The following is a 19,142-nucleotide window of genomic DNA, read 5'->3' as shown; positions in this document are numbered from 1 at the left end:
GTGCTGCCGGCACGGTGGAGCCGGTCACCCCTTCACTTGCGCAGTTCGGGGAAAAAGAAAAATTGATAATCCTAGAAAGAGATATAGAAGGAATCTATGATTATCCCGACCCTTCGACAATTACAGTATCTAGTGGCCCTTGGAGAGACGGGATCCTTCTCCCGCGCAGCCGAAGCGTGCCACGTCACGCAGCCGACCCTTTCCGCCGGCATCAAGGAGCTGGAGGAAATGCTGGGGGTCAAACTTGCAGAACGGGAAGCCCGCGGCGCCAAGCTGACCCATGCTGGCCAATTGGCGGTTTCACGCGCCAGCGCGCTGATCAATGATGCCCATGCCTTGGTACAGGCCATTCAGAGCGCCGGGGCCCTGCTGACCGGCCCGTTTCATCTGGGTGCCATTCCCACCATTGCGCCTTTCGTGCTGCCGGCCGCGGTACGCGCCCTCAGCGAGGCCTATCCGAACCTCAAACTCTACCTGCACGAAGACAAAACCTCCCGTCTCATCGACCAGCTGCGTACCCGCACGCTGGACGCGGCCCTGATCGCCCTGCCCTGGGATGTGCACGGCGTCGAGACCCTGCCTTTGTTCGATGACGAGTTCCTGTTTGCCGCGCCGGTAAACCACCCGCTCGCCAAGAAAAACGGCCTCTCCCCAGAAGACCTCGCGAATGAGGACATTCTGCTGCTGGAAGACGGCCATTGCCTGCGCGATCACGCTCTGTCGATCTGCCGGATGAAAACCGGCGAGAACAAGGGACAGGTGGCCGCGACATCTCTGGGCACGCTGGTCAACATGATTGCGGGTGGCCTGGGCGTCTCCCTCCTGCCGAAACTGGCCACGGATAATGGCCTCTCCACCGGCCCGGACGTGGCCTTGCGGGAATTCGTCCGCCCAGTCATTGGCCGCCAGATCGGCATTGCCTGGCGCACCGGCAGCCCGCGAGAGGCTGATGCCCGCAAGATTGGCGAGATCGTCAAATCGGCTGTCCGCCACTAGCGAGGTCAGCGCGGCCCTACCCTATCCGCTGACACTATCCCGGCCCGCGCCGCACAAGCCGGCTTGACCTGACATGAGACGACACATAAAAAATAACGCGTTATATAACTGATTATGGATTTTCTCCCCATGGCACACGATATTCTTCGCGACGTCGGTTATCTCGGCCTCGCCAGCCGCCTGAAACGCCTGGCCGACAAGCTGCAGGCTGATGCCGTCAGCGTGTTCGATGCCCGCAGCTATCCCATTCAGACCACGCACTTCCCCCTGATTGCTGCACTGGAGGCGCGTGGCCCACTCAGCGTCAACGCCGCCGTAGAGGCAACCGGCGTCAGCCAGCCGGCCATTACGCGCATCCACAATGCCCTTCAGAAAATGGGCCTGACAGACACGCGCCCTATTGAAGGTGACAATCGGCAGAAAGAAATCTTCCTGACACCGGCGGGCGAAGCCCTGGTCAGCGAAATGCGGGCAAGTTTCTGGCCTGCCGTGCGCGATGCAGCCCAGCAGCTATGCCTTTACCCGGAGCATGATTTGCTCTCCGAAATCGCACGGGTCGAAGACCGCCTCGCCGAGCAAAGCCTTGCAACCCGCATCGAACAGACCTCCAATTCATCCGGCCTGCGCATTGTCGAATATACTGACGCGCTGGCACCGCACTTCGACAGGATCTCTCGCGAATGGGTGGAAGATATGTTCCGGCTTGAACCGGAAGACATTGCCATGATTGAAAACCCCCGCAGCAAGGTCATTGACTGTGGCGGCACAATTCTGTTCGTGGAGGACCCGGAACTCGGGATTATCGGCACCTGCGCCCTGATGCCTGCAGAGGATGGGGCGTTTGAGCTGACCAAGATGGGCGTCCTGAAATCCGCGCGCGGCCGCAAGGCGGGAGACTTTCTGATGAAACAGATCCTGCGCCGCGCCCGCCAGATGAAACTGCGTGAACTGTTCCTGTTGACGAACACAAAATGTGACACGGCCATTCGCCTATATGAGAAATACGGCTTCAGGCATGATGACGACATCATGCGCCGCTATGGCCACCGCTATGAGCGGTGCGACGTCACCATGTCCTACGCCATGCCTGCAGTCTGATACACTCGCGTATAAAAAAGCGGCCCCGAAAGGCCGCTTTCCTTTTTCCCTTTGACCTCGGCATACAGCCTTGGTGCGCCTAGCTGGCCTCGCGCTCTGCGCGGACTTCCAGGTCATATTCGCGGACCTTGCGGTAGAGGGTCGAACGACCGATTCCCAGTCTGCGGGATACTTCACTCATATGTCCATCATAGAAATCAATCGCATACTGCAGAATGTCACGCTCAATGTCCTGTAGAGCGCGCAGCTCGCCATTTTCATCCTTGATGGAAATCGGACCTTCGCCTTCAGATGACGGCGCGATACCAACCATCCCTTCAGGTGCAATTGGTGCAGCAGACGGCATGGCCGGAGCCTCTGGCAAGCTGGCCACATCCGGCATCTGGCCGGAAATCTGCGGGAAGTCCTGCGGGCGCAGCATGTCACCCTCGCACAGAACGACTGCCCGGAATACGGCATTCTCCAGCTGACGCACATTGCCCGGCCAGTCATAGGAATAGAGCAGCTTCAGCGTATCATCTGTCGCCCCGCTAACCTTGGCGCCCTCACTGGCATTGAAGCGGGTGATAAAGTGATCCACCAGCGCCGGGATGTCCTCGCGGCGCTCACGCAGGCTGGGCATGTCCACCGGATAAACGTTCAGGCGGTAGAACAGATCTTCCCGGAATGTGCCTTCCTTCACCTGCTGGGCAAGATCCCGGTTGGTGGCAGAAATGATCCGCACATCCACTTTGGTCGGGCGGCGGGAGCCGACGGCATCCACCTCTCCTTCCTGAAGGGCGCGGAGCAGTTTGACCTGCGCGTCCAGCGGCAGCTCCCCCACCTCGTCCAGGAACAGCGTACCGCCATCCGCTTCAACAAACTTACCAAGAGATTTGGTCACAGCGCCGGTAAAAGCCCCCTTCTCGTGACCGAACAGGATCGACTCGACCAGATTTTCCGGGATCGCCCCGCAATTGACGGTCACAAAGGGTTTTCCCGCGCGACCGGAAGCGCCCTGAATGCACCGCGCGACGACTTCCTTACCGACACCGCTTTCACCTAGAATCAGAACCGGGATGTCAGAGGTTGCCGCCCGCTCTGCCAAGCGCAATACCTGACGCATCGGCGGAGCCTGCGCGATCATGTCCTCAAAGGCCATGCCGCCTTCGGCCTTTCGGGCCAGGCGCTTAACTTCTCCGGACAGGGACTGCATCTTCAAGGCGTTGCGGATCGACACAACGACGCGCTCAGGATTGGCTGGCTTGACGATAAAATCAACAGCCCCACGCCGCATGCTCTGAACAATCGTATCAATACCGCTGGTGGCCGTCAGCATGATAACCGGCAGGTCCTGACGCTTGGAGGCCAGGCGCTCCAGCGTGTCCATTCCGGACATGCCGGGCATGGTCAGGTCCAGTAACACGACATCAATGCCGTCTTTCGGGTCAGATGCCAGCGCAATGCCAGCCTCGCCATCCGGCGCGGTACGGCACGCAAAGCCAGCCTTTTCCACAGCAGCCTGCAGCAGGCGGCGCTGGGTCGGATCGTCATCAATTACCAGGACCGTCTTAGCCATGTTCAGTATCACCCTTTCCGTATCCGGAGCAGGCGGGACGCTGGCCGGACATCTGTATGTTCTGACGCAATACGAAACACCCCCGTCCCGTATCGTTACGCCCCGTTCTGACACATGGGTGTGGAGTTACGGTTGAATGGAAGGATGAAATTTCAATCAAATCCTCCGCGTGCGGTACGCGGAGAAGCGTGAAAGCGGTCATATAAGAATAACATGGATTAATTATGCGACAGGCGCTTGCCTTTTATGTCCCGCCAAATCGGCCAGGATGATGTCACAAAAATTATATACCGCTTAAACCTCTAATTTCAGCACAAGGCTTTAAAGCCTCCTGCGCAAATCTGCAATCTGTAGCTATAGATACAGAATACGATGCGCCTTAAGTGCGAGCTGCTGCAGGGCTTCTCAGTACAAACGTCAAAAACTACATCCCAAAAGGTTGATTCATGTCATTCAAATTTCGCGAATGCGTCTCATACCGTCCATTTTGAAGTGAAAATCTTTTGGGTATGACGGTATCGACAGAGCGGGAATTTCACCCTAAAGGGCCACATCTGCTGGGGATCGGGCTTCAAGATTGAATCCCGCCCTAAGAGGAATGGGACGCGGCATGATGCAGGACAGAAAAGGTAAGCAAACTGTCTCCGGCACAGGAAAGCCTATCCAGAAGGCAGACATTATCGGAGAGGCCATGCGCGAAACCTTTGAACGCATCACTCAAGAGCCCCTGCCCAAACGCCTCAGCGACCTGATGGATGCTCTCAAGAAAAAAGAAGAGCAGAACAAGAAGAAAAAGGAGGGCTAAGCGCCCTGCTCACATTCGGCGTCCCCTTTGAGACAGAAAAACCGCCGAACCCGGATAAAAACACCCCGGCCCGACGGTTCCTGCATGATCCCCCAGCAAGTGCTGGACGGAAGTTCAGAACCAGCCTTTCAGCCAGCCCTGGAAAGGGTCACCTCGCTCACGCCCGTGAGGCTTCGCAGCAGGCCTGCTGGCAGCGCTTCGGAGAAAGCGACCCCGATGACAGGACCAATTTTCCAGCGCACCACACAGTGAAGCCTGGACGCCGCGCCACCAGGGCCTGTGCGCATCAGTAAGTGAAACGTATTCGGAAGTCCTGGCCATTCGCCAACTGTGAGAGCTGCACCACTCATCGAAATATTGCGGATCACAACACTGCGCGCCTGGCTCATGTCTTCCAGCACGATACGCCCTGCGACCTGCCGGTGAACCCGAAGGCTCCGGCGCAGATCGACGGGCGCGCCATCCTGACCGACCCTGATGGGAACATCCTTGCTCATACCCAGCCTATGCAGGAAGGGAGCAAAGGGTTCAAAAATAATCGAAACAATATTTCGGGCCGTATGGATTAACCTTGGCCACACCCGAAAACAGGGGCCATTCAGGCAATTCCGCGGCTTGAGACGGGCAGCGCGTCTGCTTCCTCATAATCCTCATTGGGCGCGTCTTCCGTCTCGCGAGGCCCTGTTACCTCGGCCGGCCGGCCATACAGGAAGCCCTGACCATATTCACAGCCGATGCCCTGCAAAAAGCTGACATGCGCGCTGTCCTCGATGCCCTCTGCAGTCACCTTCAGACCCAGATTGTGCGCCAGCGTCGTCACGGTCCGCACAATCGTGTCAGACGCTTCGTCATTGCCCAGCCGTGCGACGAAACTCTTGTCGATTTTCAGCTTGTCAAAAGGCAGCTCGCTAAGGTGCCGCAAGCTGGAATAGCCCGTTCCGAAATCATCGAGGGAGATGCGGATACCTTGGCTTTTCAGCTTCGTCACCATGGCGTGCGCGGCCTCGAAATTCGCCACCAGGGCTGTCTCGGTGATCTCAACCTCCAGCCGGCCCGGCGCAACGCCCGTCTCGGTCAGGATCGCCAGGATCTGCTCAGCCAGCCAATGATCGCTCAGCTGCAGGGAGGACAGATTGATCGCCATCGTCATATGCGGCGGCTTGTGGCGCAGCACCAGACAGCCCTTCTTCAGCACCTGAAGGAACAGGCGGGAAATCAGGCCTGACTGCTCAGCAATCGGAATGAACTCATCTGGCATCAGCAGCGTTCCGTCTGAAGCGCGGCAGCGGGCCAGCGCCTCAAACCCGATCACATTGCCGGTTTCCAGATCGATGATTGGCTGGAAATATGGCTCGACCCGGCCGTCGGCAATCGCACTGCGCAGCTCGCCCTCGATCAGGGCGCGACGCTTGGCGGCTTCTTCCATACCTGGCTCGTAGAACGAGATCGACACCCCACCCTTGTCCTTGTCACGATACATGGCGATGTCTGCGCGACTGAGGAAAGCCTCCACCCCCAGATGCTCGTCATCCGTTTGCGAGACACCAATGCTTGCGCCGACAGAGCAGATGACATGTTCCAGCTCAAAAGGTGCCCGGAAAATGCTGGGCATTTGATTGATGATATCATTCAGCGGTGGCTCGCTGGCAGCCCCCTTGAAGATCACCACGAACTCATCGCCGCCCATGCGGCAGACCATCCCCAGATCGCCCACAGCATCGACCAGGCGCTCACTGACAGCAACCAGCAGCATGTCACCGGCATTGTGGCCGTGCAGATCATTCACGCCTTTAAAGCGGTTCAGGTCCACCCCGACAATCGTAACCGGTCTTTTGGATGCGTTCTGTAGCAGTTTCTTCAGATGCGACATGCCCTTGCGGCGATTGGCCAGGCCCGTCAGCGGATCGTGCAGCGCAATGCGCTCGGTCGCCTTCTCGGCCTCCTTGCGGGCATTGATTTCCTGCCGCACTTCCTGAGCCCGCCTGACCATGAAGATCAGCATGGCCAGAGGGAGGATCATCATCACGACGAGCATCTCGTCAATTTCCCACGATTCATGTGTATCGGAGAAATGCACAATATATTCAAAAGCCTCGGTCACCACCGCCACCACGAACAGCATAATGGCCGCAAAGGTGATGATAATGGCATCACGGCGCGCGCGCCGCTGTGAAGCTTCAATCTTCTCTTTCACACGATGCGGCATTGGGGGGAAACCCTTCCGTAATAACTGCCGTAAAGTAAGGAAGAAGGGTAAATCGGGCGTTAGCCACACCTTGGCAATTGCTTGCAAGTCAGGCCCCAGCTGCAAAAGCCCGCTCAGGCGAGATCCAGCGCCCTCAGTACCGCGCCCTGATCGAAATAGGGCCGTTCGCAGATAATCCGGTCACTGCCGGGCGCGAACTCGAAGCTTGCGGCCATGCGCACACGGAAGCTCCGCCCCGTCGGCGCGATCTCCCTGTCCCCTACTCTCAGGGGGCCGGTATGCGTGCCGGTCAGCCAGAACTCGACCAGCACCGTATGGGCCGCCTCGTCAGCCGCGATGGAGATGATCTCATTGTCCTGGTCCGGAAAGGGCGTGCGCGACAGCTCGAAATAGCGCCGCACCGCCGCCTCGCCATCAAACACCTGCCCGCCGCCATGCATCTCATAACGCGGATGCTCAAACGTCGCGATCACCGCATCCCAATCATGCGTAACTTCGAGCGCCATATGATTGCGGACATTCTCGATGCGGGCGGCGGTGAGGGGGGTCATGATTTCCTGCTGCTTGGTAGTCTGGAAAGGAACCCCTCAAGCGAGAGGATTTCTCTTTGAATAGATTCAGGATATTTTGAATGCAGTTTTTTCGGGACAACCAACTTCACACCTGATGAAGACATTTCAGAGAACTGATTCAAAGAGACGCCTTCTTGCAGTGTGAGAAGATACTTTGTCGAAACACGGTCCGCTTCATTCAAAATCTGCCTCCATCGGTCTTTACACGTTGTCTTCGCAGCCAGAACGGTCAACCCTTCAGACGGGTAGCTTAGGTCTCTATACTGAGCAGATGTAGGAAAAAGAAAGTCCGGTTTCTTGTTACCCTCGATTTTAGGGTTGTACTCGTAATCAACCCCTTCTCTAAGTCCCACCTCATCAAAAATGGATTTGGCGTGATACTCGAGCGACTTTCCAGACCTTGACTTGCGACTTTGGAGAATTGTCTGCGCCATCGCCAAAAACGCCTCGAGGTCCGAGAAGCCTCGCTGCAAGCGAGGTGTGAAAAATGCACGCTCCACGCTTCTGAAAATTTCAAACTCGCATTCGCGGCGTCTCAGCAATCTGTCGTCAATGGATTTATTCTTATCCGGCCGTAAACTGATTGCCCTTTGTATTATCTCCATGCCAGAAGGAAACTTTTCCAACCACGCTTCGGGAATGTCACCGGAAGAGAGCGTACAGGTTGCTGACTTGTTTTCCTTGGCAAAGACTCGGGATCTGTTGCCAGGGTCCCATACAATGGACTCTCCCGGCTCTACGGGCCCAAGGATATCTTCAAGAAAGACTTCCTCTTCGCGTTGCCCGCATATCCAAACCTGACACTGAACAGGTGCGCCAAGCTTAAATGCGAAGACTGAAAGTGCGCCTGTGTTCTCAGGGTCTAAAAGCGGATTTTCACGTCCGCCCAAACCAGTTAGTCTGGTCTCGTTCCGCCCGGAAGAATGATTGTCATGAAACTTGTTGTTATAATAAATGATGTTTGAAGACGTGGTGTAGCCACCGGGAAACATCTGAAGCTCCACCACACCCCTAGGGTTTTTCCGGGTTAGGTCTTCAAAATGCGGCATCAAATGGAATGCCAGGTCCCTTGGAACATACGGACCTGCTTGGTGCCCACCGGTGAGTTGTGTGTCGTTTCCTGATAGTCGCTTTATGTACCAAACAAAGCTTGGGCCAGACACACTATCTACCCAATCATCTAATTCCATAGCCCTACTCCTGATATCTCCACTTTCTGGAGATCAGAATTCAACCAGTCTGCCAATACTTTGATAATGTCAAACGCCTCATCTTTGCGCTTAAAGGCACATTCCCAAACCACCGAAACTCGCCAACCCTCAGCCTGCAGTGTGCTCATTGCAGACTGATCCCTGACGACATTGCGATTGATCTTTTTCCTCCAAAACTCGGTTCGTGTTTTGGGCCATTTGAAATACTTGCAGTCGTGTTTGTGCCAGAAACACCCGTGGACAAATATCACAGCCTTGTACTTCGGAAACACAAGGTCAGGCTTTCCGGGAAGCTTTTTGTCATGCAGCTTATAGCGAAATCCCATGGCGTGCAGCCCTCTCCGCACAATCATCTCCGGCTTGGTATCCTTGCCCCGGATACCAGACATCATCCGGCTACGAACTTCAGGGCTTACAACATCAGCCATTTACGACCATTCGACGCCCACGATACAAATCCCTCTGCAGCTTGTCTCCCGCCGTCAGCTCACGCGCCATGGCTGAACGGATATAGGGCTCCATAATCTCCGCTATCGCTTCCACCACCGGGACGACAACGGCGTTACCAAACTGTTTGTACGCCTGTGTATCTGACACCGGGATTGACCAGAATCTATTCCCGCGCTCAAAGCCCATAAGGCGTGCGCACTCAGCAGGCGTCAGGCGCCGGGGATTCTTCCCTTTGCCCCTGCTGACCAAAACTTCCGACCCATCCTTGTAATACCGGGCGGACAAGGTGCGGGTGACATCATCGGGGCCACACAGTCCGTACCCGAACCCATTGCCCTTGGCATTGTGCTTTGCCTTGTAGTCCTGAAGGTATTGCCACAATTTGGGTGTAAGCGTGTACTTCTCCGGTACACGGTCAGCCGGCTCAAGAATGTCGCCAAGAGTGGGCCATGGCTTTGGTGGCAACCTCAGTTCATCAAACGAGAAGTCCGTGTCTTCCCGAAAACCAACAATGAAAATGCGCTCGCGTTTCTGGGGTACCCACGGCTCTGAACTGACGACTCGTGTGGTCACTTGGTAACCCAGTTCCTCAGTCAGGACTTTCATGATCGTCGCAAACGTCCTGCCCTTGTCATGCCTCTCAAGGTTTTTGACATTCTCAAGAAGAAACGCCTTTGGCCGGTGACGCTTTATGATTTGCGCAACATCAAAGAAAAGCGTTCCTTGTGTTTCATCAAGAAATCCATGCTTGCGACCCAAGGCATTCTTCTTGGAAACACCTGCTATTGAAAAAGGCTGACACGGAAACCCAGCGAGCAGAACGTCATGCTCCGGGATCATGTCCAGTGCCGTATCGTCTTTTGTGTACTCACGGATGTCCCCTGCGAAGACGTGCCCTTCTTCTTCTGGAAAATTACGCGCATAGGTTTGTGCGGCGTACTTGTCCCATTCACTGGTAAAGACGCATTTACCACCGATCGCCTCAAAGCCGACACGCAAACCGCCAATCCCTGCAAAAAGGTCAATGAAGCGGAATGCGGGCTGATCCCGATCTGGGCGACGCGCTTCGGCATATTGCTGCAATATTATGATGACGGCCTTCTTGGGCTCAGTCTCGCCCTCTTCGTAGCGCCGTGCCGTTCTCTCCGCCACACCGACAAGCGAGGCTGCCTCTTTGAGGCTGAGTCCGGCCTCCAGCCTTACTCTCGCAAATTCACTCAACTCACCATCAGCCATAGCTGAACTCCATATCGGTGGGAATAATTTTGACAAACTGTCGTGATTTGACTCGGCGGACAAGGTTAAAGTTCGCAACTTGTTCCATTTTCCACAGCTTGACTCTCCACCACCCCACCTCCGAACACAACAAGAACACCCTAGACAGGTCCCCTCCCCTGCACCATATCTGGCAGATGGCTCCTCCCCCTCCTTCCAAGGGCGTTTCTGAAGCGCCCAGCGTGTTCTCGCTTGATGGCTTCGCCCGCGATGCGGCCGGGGCCCTGCCCTCTGACAACTGGACCCCTCACCGGCCGGACCGGGACTGGGTCAAGCTGGAAGGCGGCAAGCGCTTCAAGGTGCATTCCGAATATGAACCCGCGGGCGACCAGCGCACCGCCATCCCCGAACTCGTCGACGGCATCCAGGCCGGCGAGCGCGACCAGGTGCTGCTCGGCGCGACCGGCACCGGCAAGACCTTCACCATGGCCAAGATCATCGAGGCGACCCAGCGCCCGGCCCTGATCCTCGCGCCGAACAAGACCCTCGCAGCCCAACTCTATGGCGAGTTCAAATCCTTCTTCCCGGAAAACTCGGTCGAGTATTTCGTCTCATACTATGATTACTACCAGCCGGAGGCCTATGTGCCGCGGTCGGACCTCTATATCGAGAAGGAATCCTCCATCAATGAGGCGATTGACCGAATGCGCCACTCGGCCACCCGCGCCATTCTGGAACGCGATGACGTGATCATCGTCGCCTCCGTCTCGTGCATTTACGGCATCGGCTCGGTCGAGACCTACACCTCGATGACGTTCAAGCTGGAAGAGGGCCAGCGCATTGATCCGCGCGCCGTGGCCGAACAGCTGGTCGCCAATCAGTATACGCGCAATGACATGAACTTCGTGCGCGGCACCTTCCGCGTGAAGGGCGATGTCGTGGACATCTTCCCCGCCCACTATGAGGACCGCGCCTGGAAGCTCTCCTTCTTCGGCGACGAGCTGGAGAGCATCACCGAGTTCGACCCCCTCACCGGCCGCACCATGCAGCGCATGCCCGCCATCAAGATCTACGCCAACAGCCACTATGTGACGCCCCGGCCGACGCTGAACCAGGCCATTGAGCAGATCAAGGCGGAGTTGAAGACCACGATCGCGCATTTCGAAAAGCACGGCAAATTGCTGGAGGCCCAGCGCATTCAGCAGCGCACGCAATATGATCTGGAAATGCTCGCCGCCACCGGCAGCTGCAACGGCATCGAGAACTATTCGCGCTATCTCACCGGCCGCAAGCCGGGCGATCCGCCGCCGACCATGTTCGAATACCTGCCCGACAACGCCCTCGTCTTCACCGATGAGAGCCACCAGACCGTGCCGCAGATCGGCGCCATGTACAAAGGGGACTTCAGCCGCAAGTCGACGCTGGCCGAATATGGCTTCCGCCTCCCCTCCTGCCTCGACAACCGCCCGCTGAAATTCGAGGAATGGGACGCCATGCGCCCGCAGACGGTGCACGTCTCCGCCACGCCGGGGTCGTGGGAGCTGGACCGGACCGGCGGCGTCTTCACAGAACAGGTGATCCGCCCCACCGGCCTGATCGACCCGCCGGTCGAGGTGCGCCCCGTCTCGAAGGATGGCGCCAACCAGGTCGATGATGTCATGGCCGAGGTGAAGGAGGTGGCCGCCAAGGGCTATCGCAGCCTGATCACCACGCTGACGAAAAAGATGGCGGAAGACCTGACGGAATTCCTCAACGATCATGGCGTGCGCGTGCGCTATATGCACTCCGACATCGACACGATCGAGCGGATCGAGATCATCCGCGATCTGCGTCTGGGCGAATTCGACGTGCTGGTCGGCATCAACCTTTTGCGGGAGGGGCTGGACATTCCCGAATGCGGCTTTGTCGGCATCCTGGATGCGGACAAGGAGGGCTTTCTCCGCTCAGAGACGAGTCTGGTGCAGACGATTGGCCGCGCGGCGCGGAATGCCGAGGCGCGGGTTGTGCTCTATGCGGACAAGATCACCGGCTCCATGCAGCGCGCGATGGACGAGACCGAGCGCCGCCGCGCCAAACAGGTCGCCTATAATGAAGAGCATGGCATCACGCCGACCACGATCAAGCGCGCCGTCGCCGATATTCTGGGAGAGCTCGGCGAGAAAAAGGATGGCGCCCCGAAAGCGCGCGGACGCGGCAGGGACACGGCCAAAGGGCGCGGTCGCGGCGTCAAGGAAACAAAGGCCTTGCCACTTGCGGGCGAAAGCGGCCACAATCTCAAAGCCGCCATCGCGGACCTGGAAAAACAAATGCGCGAAGCCGCCGCGAACCTGGAATTCGAAGAGGCCGCGCGGTTGCGGGATGAGGTCAAGCGGCTAAGGGAAGAGGAGCTGGGGCTCAACACATAAGTCAAATTTATAGGTAGCATTTTGGGGGATACCAAATTGGCACGACCGGAGAATTACCTCCCGCTAGGCACTCGAGTTTGGGTGCTAATTTTAAATTGCCTTTTCGCCTATGCACTTTTCGTGTTTTTTTCAGGTTACTTCATTCCCAAAGGTGGTGCGGACAGCGTTTGGCTTCTATGCGCTGTTTCCTATTGGCTTCTGACCTTACTTTCTGCGCCTTGGTTTAGTCCCCCGCGGGACAGTCTAATTAGTGCCGTTGGCTCACTACTATTATTACTCTCATTTACATTTGACCCCAACGAGGCATCTACAGTGGGATGGCTTGTTCTGCGATGGATAGGTGTCGTTTACGCAATTGTTGTGATCGGAATTGCAACCTCTTCCATGGCACTATTGAATACCGATGCGGTGAAATCCAAGGTGCTTTACCGGCTTAACTCCGTACTCGGAACAGGGGTGTTATTATTTAGCTTCCCAGCAGTTATTTCTTTTCTCTACACCTATACGCAAAATCAGATTGCGGTCGCTTCGCTGACCATTTTTTGGCTTCTTTTTGTCGTCGGCGGCTTGCTAGAGAAATTAGTAAAGGTCTGGCGTATCGTACATGCATCAGCTGAAGACCTTTCTTCAACGCTACCAGTTGGTAATATCGAGCGGGTGGATTTTCCTAATCTAGTTCGAGTGCGTTTGAATTCGCCCAGTCTTTGGAAGCCTGGAGCTGTTTTTGCTGCGAATTTATCAGACGGATCTACCCGAGAATGCTTATCGCTCTTCAGCCAAACTCAAGGGGCGGAAACAGTGGGCACAGGCTTTTTGGCTGCCCACCTTACCTCATCCGACTTTCAGGTAAGAGGCGAAGTTCTTCCGCTGCAAGAATCGCGTTCCGTCGAAGAAATTACGACGGAAATAGCAGGCGCTGCGAACTGCACTATCGCGGGGTTTGTCGTTGAAGGATCAACAATCTCAACTGTTCGTTTTGAGCTATGCGGCGATGCTGTTGTGCATGAAGGATTTGCTGTTTTTGCGCTGCTCGACGGAAAGCGAGTTTACTATCAGGTCGTCGGTGCCGAGACCGGGGAAGAAAGTTTCGATTCAAACCCGCTGGGGAAGCAGATCGCCATTGCATCCCAACTGGGATCATTCGTCGACCAAAGCAGCTTTGAAAAATTTCCGTGGATTCCTCCGATGAATACTCCGCTTTTTCGCCAAGATATTGACTTCAAGTCAGCAGACGGCGACGTTGATGAGCACTATGGATTTTTGGTAGGAAAAGTCCCATCCACAGACATACCAGTGTACGGATTGATCGAGTCGATGGTCGATCACCATACCGCAATTTTAGGTGCAACCGGCACAGGCAAGACCGAACTCGCACTAGATGTAATTCGGCAAGCCCTATCTGAAGATACTAAGGTTTTCTGCGTCGATTTCACCGGGGAATACAAACATCGTCTCAAAGATTGTCGACCTATATTCTTAGGCCCTTCGAAAGAACAAGCAGACGAGTTGGATGCGAAGCTATTCGATGTCGAAACGGGCTCTTACGGAGCAGGCACAGAAAAAAGAGCTCTTCGAGAAGAGATGGATAAACTCCGCGGTGAGACGAAAAATAAAGTGGCCGAGTTTCTAGAGAGCGAAGAAAATTACTTTACGATTTTTGAGCTTGCCGAGATCACCAACTCAGCTGCAACTCTGAGTCTTACGGAACTTTATTTGTCTGCAATTATGGATTGGGCTCGAAAGCATCGACAGGCACGGAAGATACTTATCGTGCTCGAAGAAGCCCATACTATCGTTCCGGAAAGCACCGGATCCGGGTTTGACTTCGGAACACAATGGATTGTTTCCAAGATCGGGCAGATAGCCCTTCAGGGACGCAAATACGGAGTCGGATTGCTTATAATTACTCAGCGTACTGCGCTTGTAAGTAAAACCATCCTCTCTCAATGCAATACCTTTCTCACCCATAGTCTCATTGACCAAACGAGCCTAGGCTTCCTCACCAATGTCTACAGCCCTGATCACTGCCGATTAATTCCCAATTTGGGGAAGTTTGAGTTTATTGCGTATGGTAAAGGTATTCTGGCGGATAATCCTATCGTTCTAAAAAGAGACTTCGACCCAAAAATTAAAGCGGCATCGGACGCACTCCGAAAAGAACTGAAAAAGCCAGCCGCGGATGAAGCTGCAACTCCTGAAGAATGATCAAAGAACCAAATCCCTCCTCGTGCGTTGGGAGGGGATTGGTGTCCTGGAAAGGGTCGTGTCACGAGGAAGCGGGCGAGGCAGGTTGGGCTGGTGATGGCGATCCTGACGGCGACGGCGTCTGTGGCGGGCTGTGTGGCGGCGGCGATTGGCGCGGGCTATGTCGCGGGCGAGGAAATTGCCGAGGATCATGGCGAATTCGATCCGCTGGACGAGGTCGCAGATGGCGAGACGGATTAAATCGTAGGGCCGGGCCCTCCCCTCCCTTTCGCTCACCCCGGCGAACGCCGGGGCCCAGCCCCTCCCCCACACACGCCTTGCCACTCTGGATCCCGGCGGCGGGGATGCACGCCCCCTCACATTTGGTCGCCGTGCCAGACAAACCCATGCGCCTTGCACCAGGCGAGCAGTTCCGGCAGCGCCTCTGCCTCAATTTAAAGGTCTGCCTCGATGCGCGCCGCCAGCGCGCCCTCGCCCATGACGCGCAGAATTCCACAGTCTGACACAAAACTGTGAAATTCTACCCTCAGGGGACTCGACTCTTTTGGTTAATTGGGGAATCATTTCGGTTAGCCAACGAAATACGGGTGGGAGCTCACCCACTCAAGGAGCGTCGGCCAGTACATCGCCCTCGCCAGAGGGCCAGGGTCAGGGGCAACGCCGTGAGAGCGGCCGCGCGAAAGACCCAGGCAGCAAGGCGGGATAAAGAGCAGGCGATGTCTTCGATGAGGGGAGCTAGACCCCGATGCGAAGGGCTGTATGTCGTGACCGGAGCGCGATCCGAAGCACGGCACCAAAGGAAAATCCGCAAGGATTTCCAGCGGTTAGGTCAGGCCTGAAGCTCATATGCCTCGTGCACATGTCGCTTAAGGGTTTGGCCGCAGGGAGATGACCCGGGCGCGTGCCCCGTTCGCAGAGCAGTGGCAGCGACCAGCCGGACCCCGACATGGGCAAAAGAAAAGGCCCGCTTTCGCGAGCCCTATCCTAGCCCGGTGTCAATCGAGGACCGACAACGAGTGCATGCACAGTGTCTCGGTAGTCTGATTCGAAGCACCAGAGAAGGTGTGGGCCTCACCGCTCACACCTTCTTTTTTGGCTGAAGGCCGGGCCGGAAGGCCGCTGCGGACTCGCCTCAGGCGCGAATATTTCAGCTGCGCCTGCGCCCTATTTGCAACTTCCCCCTCAGGCGCGCGTAATCTGGGTTAATCGCTCCCGTTTCGCCCAGCCGAAAGCCTGCCCATGTTTGCCCTTTTGGAAATCCTGTTCCTGATTATCGGCAGCTTCGGCCTGTTCGCAGCGATCAGCCCCAAACTACGCACCGAAGCCTGGTGGCTCCGCATCTGGACCTACGCCCGCCTGCAATTCTGCATCCTGCTGGCGGTCTCGGCTCTGCTCTATATCGCATTTTTCCCGGTGGGCAGTTTGCTCTCCATCATCATACTCAGCCTGCATGGTATAGCCTTCATTATGTATGCGGCGGATATCTGGCCTTATCTCCCCGGCCGACCGAAGGAAGTGCCCCGCGCGCCACGCGATGCGACCGGGGCGAAGCTTTCCATCCTCTTGATCAATGTATTGCAGGAAAATCAGGACCATGCCGCCGTGCTGGACCGGATCGATGAAGCCGGCGCCGACATCGTGTTCCTGTCAGAAACAAGCGAAGCCTGGCGCGAAGCCCTGTCGCATATCGAAGCGGACTATCCGTATACTTATCTGCTTCCGCTGGAAGAACATAATGGCCTGCTCTTCTATTCCCGCCTGCCGATACAGAATGTACAGGAACGCTATCTCTGCCAGGATCACATCCCCTCCCTCACCATTGATGTGGAACTGCAGGGAGAGGAAATCCGCCTCTATTGCATCCATCCGCGCCCGCCCCGCCCGCGCGACAAGCCGGAACATCTGGATGATGAGCTCATGATCGTCGCGGATGAACTGCGCGAGCAGGACCGCCCGGCCATGGTGATCGGGGATTTCAACGAGGTGGGCTGGTCCTGGATGTTGCGCGAGTTCAAACGTCACGCGCAGCTGTGCGACCCCAAGCGCGGACGCGGCCTCTATAATAGTTACAGCGCACAAAACCCGCTTCTCGCCTGGCCGCTGGACCATGCCTTCGTGACGAATGATTTCTATCTCACAGGCATGCGCCGCCTGCCTGCTTGCGGATCCGATCACTACCCGATCCTGTACGGTTTCCAGCGTCGCAAGGCCTGAAACGACAGACAAGTAGCCTCAACCCCGATTTGAGTGTAATCTTCCCTTAACCATCAACCGGGGGAAGGTGATGAAAAACGTGCAACGCCTTTTCACCTGCGTGGCAGCACTGCTTGTGCTGTCGGCATGCAGCATGGCCGAAAATACGAGCGCGGAGAATCCCCAGGCGACCAAAAATGATGTTCCGCCGGTTGAGATTGCCGTGCCGGGCGTCTCCGGAGAAGTCGAGCCAAACGAGACAGAAGAGAACAAGCTCGACTTGCCAAGCGCACCAATCTCTGGCGGAGTCGGCTCGACCTCCTTTCCGGATGATATTTACACTCCTGGCCTGGGCGGCGGGCCGAACCGGGAACCGGCAGGATATTCCGAAGAAGAGGAGGATAAAAACAAATCTGCGGGGCCACCCATGCGTCCTGTGCCTACCCCTTCCCCGGCCCCTCAGATCCCGGAGGATATCCCACCGGAATATGCAGAGCTACTGGAAGAATATGCGGATGACCCCGAAACACTGGCCATGATCCGGGCCATGCTGGAACGGGAAGACCGTTCATTGGAGCTTGGCGCAGCCGCCGGACCGGATTTCAACAAGACCTGCCAGGCAGAAACCACTCCTCGCCGCACCTTCCTGATCACCTGTATGGAGGTGCAGTCGGGCGACCTGTCACAAGCCAGCCACCCCATTGGCAGCGACCTGAAGGCATCGCTGGAAACTATTGCCAGAGATCTCGCCGGACCTGGCGTCGCACTTGGCCGCGTAGAGATTCCGCTCTGTTTCTGGAGTGAAAGCACTCAGATTACGGACAGCCCCTATTTCGGCATGTGCCCGGACTGGGACTATCGGTATTCAGACCTTGCCGAGAAAGCTGCGGCCGATTTCGACACAGGCCGCATCGCCCACCATGCGCCACAGCAAATGGTGCTGAACCAACCCTATTTTCTGGAAGTCGCCATTCAGCCCCTGCAAAAGCAAAGCGATCAGGACCGCATTGACGAATCCCTGACCGCGGCGATTGGCACAGGCCTGGCGCCCGGCAGCACAGAGGATGCGCTGGGCCTGTCCTTTGACACGATCCGCGCCGGCAGCGTGATGTCGGTCTCTGCGCTTGGCGAGGGCTATGACATCAGCGCCACAACACCACCGGAACAGCCCCTTCTGCCGGGCTCTCCCACGGTCTGGCAATGGCAGGTGACCCCGCGCCAGCCCGGCACACCGCTGCTCACCTTTACCGTATCGGAAACCGTGGAGGTGAATGGCCGCGACCTGCCGCGAACGGTCAAGACCATCCCGCTCAATATCAGCGTGAAGCGTCTGGACGATCTGCTGGCAGATACAGGCCCCGATGAGACAACAGCTGGCACCCAACAGCGCTCACTTGCCTCCGATACCGGCTCCTCAGCCAACATGCCAGCTGACACAAGCACGTCCGGTCTCATGAGCGCCGCATCAACATCCGGTCCGGATACGGATATTTCCGGCTGCAGATGGGTGGCAGGCGCGGACCCGGACCGACAGGCCATGGTGCTCAGCAATCTCTCCTATTCCCCGCCGGTCAGCCGCCTCGCCGTGACGCATCAGGATGGCGCGCGGATGACAGAGGCACTCAGCGCCGTCGGCTTCTCCGTGCTGCAATGCGAGGATCTCGGCCAGCGCCAGACAGTGCGCGCGCTCAGCCTGCTGGGCCGCATGGCAAAGGCGCGGACGGATATGGGCGCCCATCCTGTCACTTTCTTTTATTATTCCGGCCATGGCGTGAACATTGAGGGTACGAACTTCATCCTGCCGACGGACATTCCCGGTGCATCCCCGGATGATATTCGCGACATGGGCGTCAGCTTTGAACAGATCTTCAACCGCGTCTCGTCCACGGTCGCACCCACCTCATTCGTCGTGTTTGATGCGTGCCGCACCGTGATGGATGATCAGAGCCGCGGCCTGATGCGCGCCTACAGCCCGGTCGGTTGGGCGTCCGGTGTGTTCCAGGCTTTTGCGACCGAACCCGGCAAGACCGCCGCCGATGATGGTGTCTATTCAGAGGAACTCGCCAGCAACCTCAGCAGTCTGCCAGATCCGGCCAATGTCGTGTTCAAGCGCGTACAGGATGCCGTCGCCTCACGGACAGGGCAGAAGCAACGCCCAGTCTATACAGATGGTACAACGGGCGGGGATTTCTACTTCAAACAGGCTAACGACTAGCCCACCCTGCGGC

15 protein-coding genes are annotated in these 19,142 nt (G+C 56.8%); 8 read left to right on the top strand and 7 right to left on the bottom strand.

All coding sequences use genetic code 11. From position 1 onward, the window contains the following. The first annotated feature begins 96 nt into the window (after nt 1-96). Both HY2_RS12770 and HY2_RS12765 read left to right on the top strand, forming a co-directional pair. Entirely contained in the window at nt 97-996 is a 900-nt protein-coding gene (locus tag HY2_RS12770) for a hydrogen peroxide-inducible genes activator (protein WP_034828217.1), read from the top strand. 129 nt (nt 997-1,125) lie between these two features. Further along, complete coding sequence (locus HY2_RS12765) at nt 1,126-2,094, top strand: bifunctional helix-turn-helix transcriptional regulator/GNAT family N-acetyltransferase (protein WP_034828356.1); 969 nt, start codon at nt 1,126-1,128, stop codon at nt 2,092-2,094. Nucleotides 2,095-2,173: 79 nt separating this feature from the next. Here HY2_RS12765 and HY2_RS12760 read toward each other — a convergent pair whose 3' ends face one another. Further along, the gene (locus HY2_RS12760; RefSeq protein ID WP_034828215.1) at nt 2,174-3,652 is read right to left on the bottom strand and encodes a sigma-54-dependent transcriptional regulator; all 1,479 of its coding nucleotides are present in this window, start codon (nt 3,650-3,652) and stop codon (nt 2,174-2,176) included. A 610-nt stretch (nt 3,653-4,262) separates the two neighbouring features. On the opposite strand from HY2_RS12760, the gene HY2_RS12755 reads away from it, so the two are divergent. Further along, nucleotides 4,263-4,457: a NepR family anti-sigma factor gene (locus tag HY2_RS12755; RefSeq protein ID WP_146617208.1), complete on the top strand. Its 195-nt coding sequence runs from the start codon at nt 4,263-4,265 to the stop codon at nt 4,455-4,457. 128 nt (nt 4,458-4,585) lie between these two features. On the opposite strand, the gene HY2_RS12750 is transcribed toward HY2_RS12755, so the two are convergent. The 6 genes from HY2_RS12750 to dcm form a co-directional block, all read right to left on the bottom strand. Then, on the bottom strand, nt 4,586-4,954 hold the full coding sequence (locus HY2_RS12750; RefSeq protein WP_034828211.1) for a PilZ domain-containing protein: 369 nt from the start codon (nt 4,952-4,954) through the stop codon (nt 4,586-4,588). Nucleotides 4,955-5,055: 101 nt separating this feature from the next. Further along, complete coding sequence (locus HY2_RS12745; protein ID WP_162173288.1) at nt 5,056-6,651, bottom strand: putative bifunctional diguanylate cyclase/phosphodiesterase; 1,596 nt, start codon at nt 6,649-6,651, stop codon at nt 5,056-5,058. Nucleotides 6,652-6,776: 125 nt separating this feature from the next. After that, nucleotides 6,777-7,214: an ester cyclase gene (locus HY2_RS12740; RefSeq protein ID WP_034828209.1), complete on the bottom strand. Its 438-nt coding sequence runs from the start codon at nt 7,212-7,214 to the stop codon at nt 6,777-6,779. Further along, entirely contained in the window at nt 7,211-8,425 is a 1,215-nt protein-coding gene (locus tag HY2_RS12735) for a type II restriction endonuclease (protein ID WP_051594999.1), read from the bottom strand. The genes HY2_RS12740 and HY2_RS12735 overlap by 4 nt, the downstream gene beginning before the upstream one ends. Continuing rightward, the gene (locus tag HY2_RS12730; RefSeq protein ID WP_034828207.1) at nt 8,416-8,874 is read right to left on the bottom strand and encodes a very short patch repair endonuclease; all 459 of its coding nucleotides are present in this window, start codon (nt 8,872-8,874) and stop codon (nt 8,416-8,418) included. The genes HY2_RS12735 and HY2_RS12730 overlap by 10 nt, the downstream gene beginning before the upstream one ends. Then, nucleotides 8,867-10,132 carry a DNA (cytosine-5-)-methyltransferase gene (gene dcm, locus HY2_RS12725; protein WP_034828205.1) on the bottom strand — a complete coding sequence of 422 codons (1,266 nt, stop codon included), beginning with the start codon at nt 10,130-10,132 and terminating at the stop codon, nt 8,867-8,869. The genes HY2_RS12730 and dcm overlap by 8 nt, the downstream gene beginning before the upstream one ends. Before the next feature lie 176 nt (nt 10,133-10,308). Between dcm and uvrB the strand changes: the two genes are divergently transcribed. From uvrB to HY2_RS12705, 5 genes are all read left to right on the top strand, one after another. Next, nucleotides 10,309-12,516, top strand: coding sequence for an excinuclease ABC subunit UvrB (gene uvrB / locus HY2_RS12720; protein WP_034828203.1), 2,208 nt, complete (start codon nt 10,309-10,311; stop codon nt 12,514-12,516). 312 nt (nt 12,517-12,828) lie between these two features. Further along, the gene (locus tag HY2_RS12715) at nt 12,829-14,721 is read left to right on the top strand and encodes an ATP-binding protein (protein ID WP_155836561.1); all 1,893 of its coding nucleotides are present in this window, start codon (nt 12,829-12,831) and stop codon (nt 14,719-14,721) included. Nucleotides 14,722-14,817: 96 nt separating this feature from the next. Next, nucleotides 14,818-14,961 carry a hypothetical protein gene (locus HY2_RS17355; RefSeq protein WP_155836560.1) on the top strand — a complete coding sequence of 48 codons (144 nt, stop codon included), beginning with the start codon at nt 14,818-14,820 and terminating at the stop codon, nt 14,959-14,961. 999 nt (nt 14,962-15,960) lie between these two features. Then, a complete protein-coding gene (locus HY2_RS12710; protein ID WP_051594998.1) occupies nt 15,961-16,935 on the top strand; it encodes an endonuclease/exonuclease/phosphatase family protein in 975 nt (324 codons plus the stop codon). Between the two features lie 70 nt (nt 16,936-17,005). Next, a complete protein-coding gene (locus HY2_RS12705; protein WP_034828199.1) occupies nt 17,006-19,129 on the top strand; it encodes a caspase family protein in 2,124 nt (707 codons plus the stop codon). The last annotated feature ends 13 nt before the right edge of the window (nt 19,130-19,142 follow it).

Origin of the sequence: Hyphomonas pacifica (assembly GCF_000682675.1) — a bacterium.
GTDB classification, from domain to species: domain Bacteria; phylum Pseudomonadota; class Alphaproteobacteria; order Caulobacterales; family Hyphomonadaceae; genus Hyphomonas; species Hyphomonas pacifica.
This window is presented reverse-complemented; position numbering and strand designations above follow the sequence as displayed.